General features: G+C 40.9%; 13 protein-coding genes. 10 read left to right on the top strand and 3 right to left on the bottom strand.

Annotated features, from left to right (window positions below):
* Window positions 1-89: 89 nt before the first annotated feature.
* The gene (gene sohB, locus AC2SLM_RS02060) at window positions 90-1,088 is read right to left on the bottom strand and encodes a protease SohB (RefSeq protein ID WP_486551679.1); all 999 of its coding nucleotides are present in this window, start codon (window positions 1,086-1,088) and stop codon (window positions 90-92) included.
* Window positions 1,089-1,316: 228 nt separating this feature from the next.
* Here sohB and aspS point away from each other — a divergent pair, with 228 nt between their 5' ends.
* The 10 genes from aspS to AC2SLM_RS02010 all read left to right on the top strand — a co-directional run bounded on the left by aspS (window position 1,317) and on the right by AC2SLM_RS02010 (window position 11,706).
* Window positions 1,317-3,122 carry an aspartate--tRNA ligase gene (aspS, locus tag AC2SLM_RS02055; protein ID WP_486551678.1) on the top strand — a complete coding sequence of 602 codons (1,806 nt, stop codon included), beginning with the start codon at window positions 1,317-1,319 and terminating at the stop codon, window positions 3,120-3,122.
* A 122-nt stretch (window positions 3,123-3,244) separates the two neighbouring features.
* Complete coding sequence (locus AC2SLM_RS02050; protein ID WP_486551676.1) at window positions 3,245-4,189, top strand: lysophospholipid acyltransferase family protein; 945 nt, start codon at window positions 3,245-3,247, stop codon at window positions 4,187-4,189.
* Between the two features lie 117 nt (window positions 4,190-4,306).
* Window positions 4,307-5,089 (top strand): glycosyltransferase, encoded by a 783-nt coding sequence (locus AC2SLM_RS02045; RefSeq protein WP_486543625.1) that lies wholly within the window; start codon window positions 4,307-4,309, stop codon window positions 5,087-5,089.
* A 15-nt stretch (window positions 5,090-5,104) separates the two neighbouring features.
* Window positions 5,105-6,109 (top strand): Stealth CR1 domain-containing protein, encoded by a 1,005-nt coding sequence (locus tag AC2SLM_RS02040; RefSeq protein WP_486551674.1) that lies wholly within the window; start codon window positions 5,105-5,107, stop codon window positions 6,107-6,109.
* Between the two features lie 33 nt (window positions 6,110-6,142).
* Complete coding sequence (locus AC2SLM_RS02035) at window positions 6,143-6,907, top strand: glycosyltransferase family 25 protein (protein ID WP_486551672.1); 765 nt, start codon at window positions 6,143-6,145, stop codon at window positions 6,905-6,907.
* Between the two features lie 18 nt (window positions 6,908-6,925).
* Window positions 6,926-7,693, top strand: coding sequence for a glycosyltransferase family 25 protein (locus tag AC2SLM_RS02030; RefSeq protein ID WP_486551670.1), 768 nt, complete (start codon window positions 6,926-6,928; stop codon window positions 7,691-7,693).
* A 263-nt stretch (window positions 7,694-7,956) separates the two neighbouring features.
* Window positions 7,957-8,838, top strand: coding sequence for a family 6 glucosyltransferase (locus tag AC2SLM_RS02025; protein ID WP_486551668.1), 882 nt, complete (start codon window positions 7,957-7,959; stop codon window positions 8,836-8,838).
* Window positions 8,768-9,793, top strand: a complete 1,026-nt coding sequence (locus AC2SLM_RS02020; protein WP_486551666.1) for a capsular polysaccharide synthesis protein — start codon at window positions 8,768-8,770, stop codon at window positions 9,791-9,793. The genes AC2SLM_RS02025 and AC2SLM_RS02020 overlap by 71 nt, the downstream gene beginning before the upstream one ends.
* 63 nt (window positions 9,794-9,856) lie before the next feature.
* Window positions 9,857-10,498, top strand: coding sequence for a YrbL family protein (locus tag AC2SLM_RS02015; protein WP_486551665.1), 642 nt, complete (start codon window positions 9,857-9,859; stop codon window positions 10,496-10,498).
* A gap of 131 nt (window positions 10,499-10,629) precedes the next feature.
* Window positions 10,630-11,706, top strand: a complete 1,077-nt coding sequence (locus AC2SLM_RS02010) for an NAD-dependent epimerase (protein WP_486551663.1) — start codon at window positions 10,630-10,632, stop codon at window positions 11,704-11,706.
* A 92-nt stretch (window positions 11,707-11,798) separates the two neighbouring features.
* On the opposite strand, the gene AC2SLM_RS02005 is transcribed toward AC2SLM_RS02010, so the two are convergent.
* Together AC2SLM_RS02005 and glnE are read right to left on the bottom strand one after the other, a co-directional pair.
* Window positions 11,799-12,728 carry a branched-chain amino acid transaminase gene (locus AC2SLM_RS02005; protein WP_486551661.1) on the bottom strand — a complete coding sequence of 310 codons (930 nt, stop codon included), beginning with the start codon at window positions 12,726-12,728 and terminating at the stop codon, window positions 11,799-11,801.
* A 230-nt stretch (window positions 12,729-12,958) separates the two neighbouring features.
* Window positions 12,959-15,778 carry a bifunctional [glutamate--ammonia ligase]-adenylyl-L-tyrosine phosphorylase/[glutamate--ammonia-ligase] adenylyltransferase gene (glnE, locus tag AC2SLM_RS02000; protein ID WP_486551725.1) on the bottom strand — a complete coding sequence of 940 codons (2,820 nt, stop codon included), beginning with the start codon at window positions 15,776-15,778 and terminating at the stop codon, window positions 12,959-12,961.
* Between the last annotated feature and the right edge of the window lie 57 nt (window positions 15,779-15,835).

Here is a 15,835-nt window from a genome sequence, read left to right as displayed (position 1 = left end):
AACTTATTGCTTTAAGTTAGCTTCGATTTGAACTCAAAGCAGCTTTGACACGGCTGCTATTTCATTGAGACTACAGTTATACATTAAAACTAGAGTTTAAGGCGCTTGTCTTGCTCTATTCGAGTCATTACTTCTGGTAATTTATCACCTGCAGCCTGTAGTAATGATTGTGTTGCCGTGCTAACCAATCCTGATACCGCAGAATGAGCTGCATTAGCGAAACCTAGCTTTTCAGCTAAGGTTGGTTTTTGACGTGACATCAGCGCATAGACTTGATGCTTATCCATTTGCTTTAACAAATACGCGTCAGAGGTGGTTAACTCATCAACCAAGCTTAAATGCAACGCATCTTCACCATACCAATGATCACCATTGGCAACTTTCTCTAAATCAAGCTGCGGGCGATAGGTGGTCACAAAATGCTTAAATAACTTATGCGTTTGCTCAAGCTCTTCGCGATATTTGGCACGGTCTTCATCTTCATTTTCACCAAACATGGTTACCGTACGCTTATACTCGCCAGCAGTAAACATCTCATAATCGATGTCATGCTTTTTAAGCCACTTGTTAAAATTGGGCATTTGCGAGACCACACCGATAGAGCCTATCACCGCAAACGGTGCAGCCAAGATTTTATCTGCGACACACGCCATCATGTAACCACCGCTGGCCGCAATTTTATCGACCACAATGGTCAAGGTTAACCCTGCGTCTTTTAGGCGCACCAACTGAGCAGCTGCTAGACCATAGCTGTGTACCATACCGCCGCCAGACTCCAAACGTACAACGACCTCATCACCCTCTCGAGCTGTACTAATGATGGTGCTAATCTCTTCACGTAAATGCTTGACAGCAGACGCTTTAATATCACCATCGAAATCTAATACGAAAATGCGTTTTTCTTTAGATTTATTTTTGACTTTATCTTTTAAAGCTTGCTTAGCCTTTTTCGCTAAGGTCTTTCTAAATTGTTTGACCGCATTTTTGTCTTCTAACACTTCCATTAATTTGCTGCGGCGCTCATTTTGAGTCTTATTTAGATGTACAACTTTTAGTTCTACAGGGTTTTTGGCAGGGTGAAACAACATAAATAGTCCTTAGGGTCAATAAAACAATCAAATAATCGTGTTGTGTTAATACGGCAATCATTGAAATAGGGTATTATTAATATGCGTTTGCATTTGTATAATTTCAAGGGTGCTTGGTTGTATCAATGCCTAAGATTAGGCATAATGTGCGTTTGATAAAAATTCTTTGAGAGAACTTTTTTAATTTTATAATTATTTTTTTAATAACCGATAGGTAGTGGACAGTTTATGATGCGTACCGAGTATTGTGGGGCAGTAACCGAAGCGTTGCTAGAACAAACCATCCCTGTAACAGGATGGGTTCACCGTCGCCGTGACCATGGTGGTGTAATCTTTTTAGACATGCGTGATCGTGAAGGTATCTTACAGGTTGTCATCGATCCAGATACCCCAGAGGCATTTGCCACCGCTGATGCAGCACGTCCTGAATATGTATTAAAAATCACTGGCCGTGTGCGTAAACGTTATGAAGGCACTGAAAACCCAAATATGACCAGTGGTCAGGTTGAGCTTTTAGGTAAAGAAATCGAAGTCTTGGCTAAATCTGAAACGCCTCCGTTCCCATTGAACGATGAAAATACGACGGTAAACGAAGATTTACGCTTAAAGTATCGCTATTTAGATATGCGTCGTCCGCAAATGCAAGAGCGCATGATGTTCCGTGCTAAAGCGACCTCTACTATCCGTCGTTATTTAGACGATCACGGCTTCTTAGACGTAGAAACGCCTATCCTTACTCGTGCAACACCTGAAGGTGCACGTGATTATCTTGTACCATCACGTACGCGTCCTGGTAACTTCTTTGCATTACCTCAGTCGCCACAGCTATTTAAACAGCTATTAATGGTGTCTGGTTTTGATCGTTATTATCAAATCGCTAAATGTTTCCGTGATGAAGATTTACGTGCCGATCGTCAGCCAGAATTTACTCAGGTGGATATCGAAACGTCTTTCTTAGACGAAGAAGACATCATGGACATTAACGAAGGTCTAATCCAAGACTTATTCAAGAAAATGCTTGATGTTGATTTAGGTAAATTCCCACGCATGACTTACGCAGAAGCGATGCGTGACTATGCGTCAGATAAGCCTGACTTACGTATTCCATTAAAATTAGTCGACGTGGCTGATTTAATGCAGTCCGTTGAATTCAAAGTATTCGCTGGTCCTGCAAATGACCCTAAAGGCCGTGTTGCTGCGTTACGTGTACCAAACGGTGGTTCATTAACTCGTAAGCAGATCGATGAATACACCAAGTTTGTGGGCATTTATGGCGCGCGTGGTCTGGCTTATATCAAAGTAAATGATACCAGTAACATCAATAATGGCGTTGATAAAGACTCTGGTCTACAGTCACCAATCATCAAAAACATGAGCGATGACGTACTGGTTAGCCTAATTGAGCGTACTGGTGCAGAAAATGGCGATATCATCTTCTTCGGCGCAGATAAAGCCAAGGTTGTAAATGATGCGATGGGTGCACTACGTGTGAAAGTGGGTCTAGACATGAACATGGAGACCTGTGAATGGGCACCTCTATGGGTTGTTGACTTTCCAATGTTCGAAGAAACAGACGATGGTAAGTGGACCTCAATGCACCACCCATTCACTAAGCCAAAAGGCTCAGTTGACGAGCTGAAAAATAGCCCTGAAACTGCCCTGTCAGTTGCTTATGACATGGTATTAAACGGTACTGAAATTGGCGGCGGTAGCTTACGTATTAACACCGTTGAGATGCAGCGTGCCGTATTTGACGCACTAGGTATCTCTGAAGAAGAAGCCAATGAGAAATTCAGCTTCTTACTAGACGCGCTTAAATTTGGTGCGCCTCCTCACGGCGGCTTAGCATTCGGTTTAGACCGTCTAATCATGTTAATGGTAGGCGCAAGCTCTATCCGTGACGTGATTGCGTTCCCGAAAACTAAGACTGCTGAGGACCCATTAACTCAGGCGCCTGCTGAGGTGGACAATCGCCAACTACGCGAGCTTGGCATTCGTATTCGTGAAAAGGCGCAACCTGAAAATAAAGAATAAAGACCGTTAACCCCTTTTCTCTTTATTCTCACTCTTAGCCTACTTAACATACAAGACAGCGGCCACCTAATTATTAAAGCTTGATAATCGGGTGGCCTCTTTCTTGTTACGAGTTGATTATTATGAATCCATTAAATGTTGTGAAGTTTGTGCCATTGTCTGCTATGCGGGCCGTGGCACTATTTGTCGCTCCTCTGACAAATCATCTACCTAATGTCTCTATCAAACGTAATATTGATACCAACTTGCGTCTGGCTTATCCTGAATTAGACAATCAAGAACGCCAGCAATTTTCTGCGAAAGTCATTCGCAACCAATTTTTAAGTGCCGTTGAATCTATTAAGTGCTGGGCGATGGCGCCAGAATGGAGTGTTGAGCAAGTCAACACTGTTCACAATCAAGAAGTGCTCGAAAAAGCGTTAGAAAATCCCAACGGCCTGCTTGTGATTGTGCCTCATTTAGGCACGTGGGAGATTATGAATGCATGGTTCAATCAGTTCGACTCCCCCACCATTATGTACAAACCGGTCGAGAATAAATGGCAAAATAATTTTATTCTAAAAGGCCGTCAAAAACTTAAAGCCACCTTAGTGCCAACCGATGCCGTTGGTGTCAAAGCCATTTTTAAAACCTTAAAATCTGGTGGCTCTAGTATTGTTCTACCTGATCATGTGCCCAATCGCTCAAGTGGCGTGAATGCGCCATTTTTCGGTGTTGATACCTTAACCAGCACCTTGGCGCCCAAACTTGCTAGCAAAACCAAATGTTCGATGGTTGGTCTGATTTGCCTACGCAGTGACAATGCACATCCATTAAATAGTGGCTTTGATATTCACTGCATCGCCCTTGATGACCCTGATCTCTTTGATAAAGACATCACTGTCGCCACCACCGCATTAAATAAAGCCATTGAAAACATGGTTAGAGAACACCCTACTCATTATATGTGGGGCTATAGACGCTTTAAAAACCACCCTCTACTAAGAAATCCTTACAAAGCCAATGCAGAGCAATTAAAGGCATTTATCGCCTCTGTGGTAGCAAATAAACAAGCGACTCCTGCTTAACGGCTATATATTGTTAACCTATTAGGCCTTGCGATGGTGTTGTCTTTAAAATCAGCGCTCGTCTTACCTGATAATCTGTTAGAATTTTAAGCATCCTTAATTTGGTTTGAGTAACTCATGACAAAGCTATCAACAGACCCAAGCACCCCCTTAGACGCAGAGACCCGCTATGTTATCTGTATGAAATGGGGTAACAAATACGGTCCAGAGTACGTCAATCGTTTGTATAACATGGTCAAGCGTCATCTCACCTTAGACTTCCAGATGATATGCTTAACCGATGATGAAACGGGCATTGATAGTAATGTGACTTGCTACCCGATTCCTGAATTGAATCTACCTGAAGGGTTACCTGAGCGTGGCTGGAAGAAACTAACTACCTTTAAGCCTGAGCTGTATGATTTAAAAGGTACTGCCCTATTCTTAGATATCGACATTGTTATTGTTGATAACATCGATGCCTTTTTTGAATATAAAGCCAAGCATGACGACAGCGTGGTGATTATTCGTGATTGGAAAAAACCGTGGCGTATGGTAGGTAATAGCTCAGTGTACCGCTTTAAAGTGGGTCAAAATACTTACCCTAATCTGCTGAGTAACTTTGAACAAAATTTTGCCAAGATTAGCTCTGAGGTGCGCCATGAGCAGGCCTACTTGTCCAATTATTTGCGTAAATACCATCATCTGGAATATTGGGATAAGTCTTGGTGCGTGAGCTTTAAGTATCAATGTATGGCGCCTAGTCCATTGAACTTTGTCAAAGCACCGCGCTTGCCTGAGGGCGCAAAAATTGTCATTTTCCATGGAGAGATTAATCCACCAGATGCCATCAAAGGTGGCGGTGGTAAGTGGTATCGTCATGTGAAGCCCAGCCCTTGGCTTAAAGACTACTGGCAATAACCTTTGGGAGACGTCATGACTGAATCTAATGAACCGACAATAGACATTGTTATTGCCTGGGTAGACGGTGATGACCCTGCTCTCAAGCAAAAAAGAGCCCGCTATCAAAAGACGACCAAAGCGGCCTCCGATGCGATTAGCTCGACCCGCTTTGCCAGTAACAATGAAATCTACTATAACGTCGCCTCTATCTTAAAATACGTGCCTTTTTGCCGTTATATTTATATTGTCTCAGATGAGCAGCAACCGAAGTTTATTGAAGGTTTTGCCGCTCAAGGGATATGCGCCGAAGATAAGATTCGTATTATCGATCATAAAGTTATCTTTGCAGGCTATGAGCAGTATTTGCCTACCTTTAATACCCGCTCTATCGAAACCATGCTGTGGAATATACCAAGTCTGTCAGACTATTTTATTTACCTAAATGACGACTTTTATTTTAATCAGCCCGCCCATATTGAAGATTTTATTGATGACGGCAATATGGTGGTGTACGGACATTGGCGTAATAGCCTGCCGCTGCAAGCAAAGCTTGAATACCGAAAATCTTTAAACAAACTAACCGGTAAGCCGCTACAGCCAAAACATACCATTGCGCAAATGATGGGTGCTAAATTGGCAGGATTAAATAAGTTCTTTGAAATCCATCATTACCCACATATTGTCGATAAGAATATACTAAAAAACTATCTGCTTGAGCATCCGCAGCGACTAGAAAAACAAATCCAGTACAAGTTTCGCCATGTTGAGCAGTTCAACCCCATATCACTGATGAACCATTTAAAAATTCAGAAAAATGAGGTCACTTTACAGCCTGATATCAAGGTCAATTACCTTAAAGATGCCCGCAGCGTGAATAGCTTCGTTGAAGGACTGCAAGACCCTACCATTAAGTATGGCTGTATCCAAAGCATGGATATGCTCGATAGTGCGTCGTTTCAGCGTATCAGCAACGCCATGATTGACAAACTATCTGCTTATTTGCCGCATGCATTATTGACTGATACTAGGCAACACTAGACTTAAAATAGTCTTTATTAGACGAGATAACCTATGAAAGTATTGACCTACTTAATTAATTTAGACGGTAGCGATGAGCGCTTAGAGCGATCAAAACAACAGCTTGCAGCTATTGATTGGCCGTTTGAGAGAATTTCGGCTTATGATGGCCGCGGCAAGGCCTTATCTGAGTTTGCCGATTACGAAGACCAACAGACTCGATCCAACTTAGGGCGTAGTTTATTAAACTCAGAGATTGGCTGTTACTTAAGTCATTATCAGTGCGCTAAGCAGTTTCTTGAGACTGACGCTGATATGCTAGTGGTCTTAGAAGATGATATGAAAATGGCCGAGAGTTTTAAGACTGTTATTAATCAGACCTTAGCGTATTTACATGCCCATCCAGACTTAGACTGGTATTTGGTGAATATCGCCGCTAAAAAGAAAAAGCTGGCCAAAGACATCACTGAATTTGATGAACATACCCTGTGGCATGCATACTACTTCCCTATCCGAGGTCTAGGGCTGATTTGGTCAAGGAAAGGTGCTGAAGAATTTATTAAACAAGGCAAACCGATTAACATGCCTGTTGATATCTTCTTTCAAAGATGGCTTAGCCAAAATGGTAAAGGCTTAGGGGTTTGGCCTGCGGTAATTAGCCCAATGGGTATTGATAGCGATATTTTAGGAACGCAGGCTTCACAAAAGATATCCCGTAAAGAAAAAGAGGGCCGCGACGCCACTTATAATATAAAAAAGCAAAAAAGAATGCTGCAAGATAAAGCGGCGGCCATTAAAAACTTAGTCACTAGCAAATAATGCAGGATTATCCTTACTATGAAAAAATTTGTTATTAGCTTAACATCTGCGACTGATCGTAGAGCACATATCGAAGCAGAGTTTGGTAAACATAATGTTGATTACGAGTTCTTTGATGCGTTAACGCCGGATGTTGCTAAGCCTTATGCAGAGCGCCTTAATTTGGATTTGGCCTCTGCTAATTTAACCCCTGGAGAGCTGGCATGTATGATGAGTCATGTGGCTATCTGGGAGAAAATGATAGATGAAAACTTAGCCTATGCGACCATCTTTGAAGACGATATTTATCTGGGTGAAGATGCTGAAGCACTATTAAATAATGACGACTGGATTCGACCAGAATGGAATATTATTAAGATAGAAGCCTTTGCTAATAAAACCTACCTTGCCAAAGATAGTCATTCTATCTTATCTAACAAACGTCAGGTGACTGAATTAAAAGGTAAAAATCTAGGTACGGCAGGATATATCTTATCGCTACAGGGCGCAAAGATATACTTAGACTATATCAAGAATAATGCTTTATTACCGCTTGATAGGCTGATGTTTGATGACTTTATTGAGCACAGTGCTGAGCCGGTTCAACAGTTGGTCCCTGCTCTGTGTATTCAAGAAATGCTTTTGCATAAAAACAATCCTTCTTTACCGAGCGCACTGCTAAAAGAGCGTAAAGATCGCATGAAGTCAGAGAAGAAACAAGGCTTAGCCAAAGTAAATAAAGAAGCTAATCGACTGGTTAAACAAGCTAAAAAAGCACTATTTGCAAAAGAAGTAGCTTTTAAATAGCGATGATTAACAATCAACAATCTGCAATTACTCTATTGAAAATTATTATTGATAAACTACAGGAAAATTCAAATAATGCTTAAAGTTAAAGACTTAGAGTTTTTGGGTCAAGAAAAAGACAAAGTAATATAGAGTGACTTCGGCTCGTTTTTGTCTCTAAGCTTAGCCGTTTAAAAGCTACTTTTAAGCAGAGGGCTTGCTACTACAAATGAAGCGGCGGATATAAGTGAAATCGGTCTCTCAATCTAATAATCGAGGTTTGTATGCCATCTAATATATCTAATGAAAATAATGCCAATCGACCCTCTGTGGCTATCCTATATATCGCAACAGGTCGATACACGGTTTTCTGGGATTACTTTTATAAGTCTGCAGAAAAATACTTACTTCCTGATTGTCAGAAGCATTATATTTTGTTTACCGATGAAGATGAGATCATAGACGCAATTAGTACACAAAACAACGTAACGGCTTTCAAAAAAGAAGCGCTTGAATGGCCATTTAGCACGCTAATGAGATTTAAGTTCTTTTTAGACGCAGAGTCATTAATTAAACAACATGATTTTGTTTTCTTCTTTAATGCTAATACAGAGTTCCTAAAGACCGTTACCCAAGAAGACCTATTGCCATTAAAGCCTACTGAAAATTTAACGCTTTGTTTGCAGCCACATATGTTTCATAAAAATAGAAAAAAATACACCTATGACCGTAATCCGAAATCTTTGGCCTATATCCCTTATAACCAAGGTAAATACTACTTTACCGGTGCTTTGAATGGTGGTAAGAGTGCAGCTTACTTAGACTTATGTCGGACACTATACAATAATATCCAAACCGATTTAAAACAGGATGTCATAGCATTATGGCACGATGAAAGCCATCTAAATAAGTATGCTTTAGGAAGAGATGACGTTAAAATCCTTCCTCCTTATTTTACTCGTGGTGAACACGAATACTGGAAAAAGAAATCCAAAGTTATGTTTTCCAACAAATCTCATTACCGCTTTGGCGGGCATGCATATCTTAGAGGTGAGACAAATCAAAAAACCACAGCGGCAGAATGGAAGAAAAGTAATGCTAAACCTAAAAGAAAACTTAAATTCAGAGTCAAACAGTATATCGCCTCACTTCTTTTCAGACAGTGAGGCATATAAAGTACTAAAAAATAAGAAGAAAAAACCTTATCGTTATTTTTATAATTTGAAAAATTCTCATGATAAGCGTAAAGCCTTTGAGAAATCAGTGGATATCGAGCAGCAAAATCAAGTGGCAAAAGATTGGGCTGCTTTTATTGAGCTTTATAACCAAGGTAAGTTAGATACATTCTCCCTTCAGCCTAAAAAAGAGTTTCAGAATGAAAAGATAATTTGGCAATATTGGGGGCAAGGAATCTCTGAGAATCTATTACCTGAGACGGTTAAACTGTGTTTTAAATCCATCGATAACCATGCAGCAGATTATACTGTCATTCGATTAGATGACAGCAATATCCATGAATACCTAGATTTGCCTGATTTTGTTTGGGATAAAAAAACGTATCCAGGGTTTAGGCCGGCCTTTTTTGCTGATTTACTGCGTCTTGCTTTGCTTGAGGTCTATGGTGGTGTTTGGCTAGATGCTACTATTTACTTGACTGCACCACTACCTAATATGCTTAAAGACAGTGGCTTCTTTATGTATCAAAGGGCTGCTGGTGCGGATAACAAACAGCAGTGGTATCAATTTAATGGTTATTACTTTAACTGGGATGAAAGACATAGGGTAAACCTACTTAATAGTGTTATTTTCGCTCGTAAAAATAATCCGGTTATTCACACTTGCTTAGACTTATTATTAAACTTCTGGCAGACTCAAGAGTATATCCCACACTATTTTTTCTTCCAAATAATGTTTGATACACTAATGAAAGGAGAGCTTGCTGATCATCAATGCCCTATTGTAGATGATACTAAACCACATCTTTTAGCTGCTAACTTGCAAAAGCCCTTTAATGAAGCCGAATATCTACAGATCATTTCACAAGCTAGCATTCACAAAATGTCTTACGTCAAAGCGGTAAAGCCTGATACATTATATGAGTATCTTGTAAAACATACTTAGTTTAAAAGCACATTAGTTTAAGAGTATGGCTTAATAAATAAATATAAATTAAGGTAAATTCAAATGTTAACAATTGCAGATTTAGAGTATATAGGTAGAGGTGGTCATAAATATGTATATCAGCATCCACGTCATGATGATAAAGTTATTAAGGTCATGATTCCTGATAGAGCGACTGATGATGGAGGAAGAATCGAACAAAATGTCATCCGTGCTCATCGTCATCAGGGTATTTATCGTCAATTTAGACGTGAAATCATTCAATATTTACAGCTATGTAAAACACACTACAAGAAACATAAATATATTTTTCCTGTTGAAAAAGTGTATGGTTTTGAACCCACCGATAAAGGGTTGGGATTGGTTGCTGAAAAAATTGTCAGTCCTTTTGGTAAGCCAATGACTATTGAGCAGATTGTTCAAGAAGGTTTGTTCAACGACGACATTAAAAATGCTTTCAATCAGTTTTTTGATGACTGCTGTAAGTACCATATTATCTTCGGTGAAGTTAATTTAGGCGGTATCATGTATACCGAATCGCGTCATAATAAACCAGAATTTGTATTGGTCGATGGTATGGGAGAAAAAGTAATAATCCCTCTACGTTCAATGTTCAAATCGATTAATACTAGTAATATTAGAAAAGTTGAAAGAAAATTAAAAAATCAATTACTAAATATAGACGACTCTTTAAAATTCGATTAAGAACTCTTTAAACATTGATTATGTTACCCACAAGCCTCTCAGACTTAAACTGTTGACTTATCTATACAATCAATTTAATACTTTAACTATATCTTGGTGGCTGGGATACACTGCTTTTTTGGACGTTCTTTATGAAAATATTAGTAACAGGTGCTGCAGGATTTATTGGTTTCCATGTCTGTCAAAAGCTACTATCTCGTGGAGATGAGGTCGTCGGCATTGACAATCTGAATGATTATTATGACGTGTCGTTAAAATTAGCGCGGCTTAAAGAGTTAGGCGTCAGCATTGATAGTCAGTTATCCCCAGAGCCTTTGCAAAACCAGCAAAGACATCAATCCTCTACTCAGCCAAACTTTGCTTTTATTCGATTGGATATCTCAGATCGCAGTGGCATGGAAGCTTTATTTAATGAGTATCCATTTGATGCTGTCTGTCATCTGGCTGCTCAAGCAGGCGTTCGTTATTCACTAGAAAATCCGCATCAATATGTTGAAACCAATGTGGTTGGCTTTTTACATATATTAGAGGGCTGCCGTCAGAATAATATTGATAATTTATGCTTTGCGTCGAGCTCATCGGTTTATGGCCTAAATCAATCTCAACCCTTTAAAACTTCAGACCATACGGATCATCCCATCTCTCTATATGCAGCGACCAAAAAATCAAATGAGATGATGGCGCACACTTACGCTCATTTATTTGGCATTCGCTGTACAGGCTTGCGCTTTTTTACGGTTTATGGTCCTTGGGGTCGACCGGATATGGCACCGATGTTGTTTGCTGATGCTATTTTGCATAATCGTCCGATTAAAGTGTTTAATCATGGTGAGATGAGTCGAGATTTTACTTATGTCGATGATATTTCAGAGGGCGTGATTGCCATTTTAGATACGCCAGCAGCAAGTAAAGATGACGAGGTGTTCGACCCTCAAAATCCAAGTCCGCAGCTGTCTTCTGCGCCTTACCGGATTTACAACATCGGTAATAACTCTCCCGTTAAATTGATGGACTTTATTGCCACTTTAGAAAAAGAGCTTGGGGTTGATGCGGATACAATCATGATGGATATGCAACCTGGTGATGTGGCATCTACCTATGCAGACTCTAGCTCTCTAACCCAGCTAACAGGGTTTAAACCTAATACAGATTTGGCTGAAGGTATTAAACAGTTTGCCGCTTGGTATCGTGACTTTTATACTGTTTAAATGAAGCCTTGTTATACATTAAAAAAGACCGAACATATTATGCTCGGTCTTTTTATCACTTATTCTCTACTTAAAGATAGGCTTTATAACTTTTAGTCAATAAAAGTTAACCAATCTTTATACTGCTCATTACGCCCATGCACCACATCAAAATAGAGCGTTTGCAGCTTCTCAGTAATCTCTCCACGGCCACCATTACCAATCTCACGGTCATCATATTCACGAATCGGTGTGACTTCGGCTGCTGTACCGGTCATAAATACTTCATCTGCCAAATAAAACTCATCACGAGTAATACGGCGCTCGGTGACTTTAATTCCTAAGTCTTCTGCAAATTGAATAATCGTACGACGGGTAATACCATCTAATGCACCGCCGCCCAAGTCTGGTGTATGTAGCTCACCATTTTTAACTAAAAATAAGTTTTCACCAGAGCCTTGGCATACATAACCTTGTGGATCCATCAAGATGGCTTCATCATAGCCATTACGAGTCACCTCCTGATTGGCCATAATCGATACGGGATAATTGCTGGCTGCTTTGGCTTTACACATGGTCACGTTGGTCATGTGATGGGTATACGAAGAGGTTTTAACACGGATACCTTTTTCAATACCCTCTTCCCCAAGATATGCACCCCATTTCCAAGCCGCTACCATAGCGTTGATACTGTTATCGCGTGACGATAAACCTAACTTCTCTGCACCTACCCAAATTAGTGGACGAATGTAGGCAGACTCAAAGCCATTTTGCTTAACCACATCTTTTTGGGCTTGGTCTAAAGCCGTTTTATCATAAGGCACTTTCATTTGAAAAATCTTGGCTGAGCCTAATAGACGCTCGGTATGGTCGTCTAATCTAAATATAGCCGTACGACCGTCATCTGTTTGATACGCACGCACGCCCTCAAAGACAGCCATACCATAATGCAAGCTATGGGTTAATACGTGTACCTTTGCATCGGGTTGATTAATCATGTCACCGTTTAACCAGAGTTTTCCGTCAGTCGTTGCCATATTCATAAAGTTTATTCCATATTTTCAAATTCAATAAAACTAAAAACAATTTTTTTAACAAAAAATAAAGTATAGCATTGCTGACTAATTTGACTGTCAAATTTTAGTTTAATCAAACATATTTTTTGGTTATAACCCATTTCTAGTTATAGCCAAGCTTCAGTTATGGCTTAGTAAGCACCTTAACAAACCACTTACTAAAGACGCAATAAAGAACCGTCAAATAAGGATGGTCGCTATGCAATAATCTCATTCCATTTAGAGATAACATATTCGCGGCACTCTATCCAAATTGACTCATCAACAACCACATTTTCATTTGCCAAAGCCAATTGATGCATTGCAGCTCTCAATAATAAATAAGACTGAGTCAAACCTTCACAAGTCTCTCTATCCCAAACGCCATGCTCCGCTAAACTTTCAAAAATTCTAACATTATCGCTCCACTGCACCAAATCCGGATAGTCATGAGCGTGAGCAAGTACACCGTACTGCGCCATAAATTCGATATCAACAATACCGCCTGCGTCTTGTTTCAGATGGAACTTGCCTTGCTCTTGCATCTGTTTGTCACTGCCTAAATGATCTTTCATCTTGGCGCGCATCTCAATCACATTCTTCTTAAGCTCATTCAAATCACGGCTTTGTGTCAATACTTGCTTACGAATATGGTTAAAGGCATTCATGACACGATTGTCGCCGCATATCGCACGCGCTCTAACCAGTGCTTGATGCTCCCACACCCATGCTTTCTCTAGTTGATAACGCTCAAATGAGCGGCTAGAGACCACCATCATGCCTGCATTACCAGACGGTCTAAGGCGCATATCAATCTCATAAGCACGGCCATCGCGCGTTTGAGTATTAAGGTAAGTCATCAGCTTCTGAGCTAAACGAGCCGTAAATTTCATTCCACTTACTGGCTTATTACCCGTGGTCATCGCCTGCTCATTAATCTGATGAATAAATACCAAATCAAGGTCGGAGGTATACGACATTTCAATACCCCCAAGCTTGCCATAGCCAATAATTGCAAAGCCGCTATGCGCTTCAGTTACTGACTCGCCTTGCTGATTAATAGGATAGCCATGACGTTTCACTAATTCTGCAAAGGCGCGCTCTAAAGCAAATTCGAGCACCACCTCTGCCACATAGGTCAGCGAGTCCGAGACTTTCATAATCGGGCGTTCTGCTAGGACATCACTGGCTGCCACCGCCAATACTTGATTGTTTTTAAACAGCCTGAGCACGTTTAAAAGCATTTCTTCATCATCAGGCTCAACACGCAATAAGCGCTGACGCAAAATGTCGCGCAGCTCATCTTTATCCGGCAAATAACGATAGCGCTGCTGTAAGAACGAATCTAATAACACAGGATAACGGATTAACTCGCCAGCAATCCAAGGACTTGCAGAGAGCATCGGAATTAGATTAACCGTGGCATCTGGGTTCTCTGCAAGCATCACCAAATAAATAGATCGGCGTGAGATGGCTTCTAGCAAATCAATCAACCGAGGCAAAGCAATATTTGCCAGTCCCTGCTTAGCTTCATGGGTTAAAAGCGCATGTACCAACACAGGATAGGCAGCATCCAAACGCTCTCTGGCCTCCTCAGATAAATTTGCCACCATCTTACTGTCCCAAAACTGTTGCAGCTTTTGGGCATTCTCTTCGTTTAAAATATCTTCAAGACAGCTGATTTCGTTACCATCATAGTCGACAGTACTGGTCGGTGTCTGACGCTCAGTCACCATACGATCAAACGGTACATGTACATTACGGCGATGCTCGTTTAAGCGTTGTAGGAAAGACTGCCAATTCTCAAAGCCCAAAGTAATGGCTAGATTATGCTGACATTCAGGATTGCTCGGTAATCGCTGCGTCTGTTGATCATTCACCGCTTGAATCGCATGCTCCACTCGGCGGAAGAATCGATAAGCCGCTTCTAAATTACGGTAAGTTTCATCATCCAAGAAGTCAAAGTCATTGAGCACTTGCATTGCTTGCAAACAGGATTTCACTTCAAGTTGACTATGCCGCCCGCCATAAATAAGCTGAAACGCTTGTACCACAAATTCAATATCACGAATACCACCGGCACCTAATTTGACATTGTCTAAATCCTCACGCTGTGCGACCTGATTTTGAATCAAGGATTTCATTTCACGCAAAGCGGCAAAGGCACTGTAATCGACATAGTATCTAAAGACAAAAGGCTTAATAATATCTTCTAAATTATCAGCAAATACCTCATCGACCTCATTGACCACACGCGCTTTTAACCATGCAAAACGCTCCCAAGCTCGTCCATGCGCAGAAAAATACTTATCGAGCGCAGACAGATGAATGGCAAGGTCACTACCCTCACCCCATGGTCTAAGACGCATATCAACACGGAACACAAAGCCTTCTGCGGTATTACTATCCAATATTTTGATAATGCCTTGACCTAGGCGAATCATAAACCGCTTGTTATCAATGCACTTGGTACCTGTTGATTTATCGCCATCTGTCTCACCGCGGTGACGATGCACAAAAATCAAATCAATATCACTAGACAAGTTCAGCTCTTGTGCGCCAAGTTTACCCATAGCAAATATCGCCATATCATCAAACTGACGCTCACCTTTGGTATCGATATAGGTGGGACGACCGTAGCGTGCAACCAGCTGTTGCCAAACATAGTCTTTAGTAAAGATAATGCAAGTATCCGCAAAATCAGACAGCTCAAGCGTCAACTGCTCAAGAGAGATAATGCCCAGCGCATCTTCCCAAATCCAGCGCATCATAAGCAGCTCACGCAAGCGACGTAAACCTCGCATCACGCCTGCTTCATCAGCACGCTCAAGCCCGCCATCTAAACCATCATCTAACGTATAGTCATCTATCAAATCACTAATCTGCTGACGCGTTAAGCTCTCCCCTAAGGGATAACTGGTCAGAAAGTTCTGGCAAACAGCGGGTTTGTTTTCCCATATTTGATAGGCGAAAGGGCTAGCGATTTTAAGCGTTTGAATATGCTCTGTCGTTAATTGACTGGGGGTTAAGGGTGGCATGGACTGAGCTAAATGATTAACGAGACTGTTATCAGAAGGCATGGTAGGGAACGGCTC

Source organism: Psychrobacter sp. CX16, assembly GCF_057396245.1.
Note: the sequence above shows the minus strand (reverse complement) of the source record. Positions and strands in the feature narration are given on the sequence as shown.

Excerpts from the sequence above, each read along its gene's own strand:
- sohB (WP_486551679.1), bottom strand. The coding sequence starts at position 1,088 with ATGTTGTTTCACCCTGCCAAAAACCCTGTAGAACTAAAAGTTGTACAT.
- aspS (WP_486551678.1), top strand. The coding sequence starts at position 1,317 with ATGATGCGTACCGAGTATTGTGGGGCAGTAACCGAAGCGTTGCTAGAA.
- AC2SLM_RS02050 (WP_486551676.1), top strand. The coding sequence starts at position 3,245 with ATGAATCCATTAAATGTTGTGAAGTTTGTGCCATTGTCTGCTATGCGG.
- AC2SLM_RS02045 (WP_486543625.1), top strand. The coding sequence starts at position 4,307 with ATGACAAAGCTATCAACAGACCCAAGCACCCCCTTAGACGCAGAGACC.
- AC2SLM_RS02040 (WP_486551674.1), top strand. The coding sequence starts at position 5,105 with ATGACTGAATCTAATGAACCGACAATAGACATTGTTATTGCCTGGGTA.
- AC2SLM_RS02035 (WP_486551672.1), top strand. The coding sequence starts at position 6,143 with ATGAAAGTATTGACCTACTTAATTAATTTAGACGGTAGCGATGAGCGC.
- AC2SLM_RS02030 (WP_486551670.1), top strand. The coding sequence starts at position 6,926 with ATGAAAAAATTTGTTATTAGCTTAACATCTGCGACTGATCGTAGAGCA.
- AC2SLM_RS02025 (WP_486551668.1), top strand. The coding sequence starts at position 7,957 with ATGCCATCTAATATATCTAATGAAAATAATGCCAATCGACCCTCTGTG.
- AC2SLM_RS02020 (WP_486551666.1), top strand. The coding sequence starts at position 8,768 with ATGCTAAACCTAAAAGAAAACTTAAATTCAGAGTCAAACAGTATATCG.
- AC2SLM_RS02015 (WP_486551665.1), top strand. The coding sequence starts at position 9,857 with ATGTTAACAATTGCAGATTTAGAGTATATAGGTAGAGGTGGTCATAAA.
- AC2SLM_RS02010 (WP_486551663.1), top strand. The coding sequence starts at position 10,630 with ATGAAAATATTAGTAACAGGTGCTGCAGGATTTATTGGTTTCCATGTC.
- AC2SLM_RS02005 (WP_486551661.1), bottom strand. The coding sequence starts at position 12,728 with ATGAATATGGCAACGACTGACGGAAAACTCTGGTTAAACGGTGACATG.
- glnE (WP_486551725.1), bottom strand. The coding sequence starts at position 15,778 with ATGCCACCCTTAACCCCCAGTCAATTAACGACAGAGCATATTCAAACG.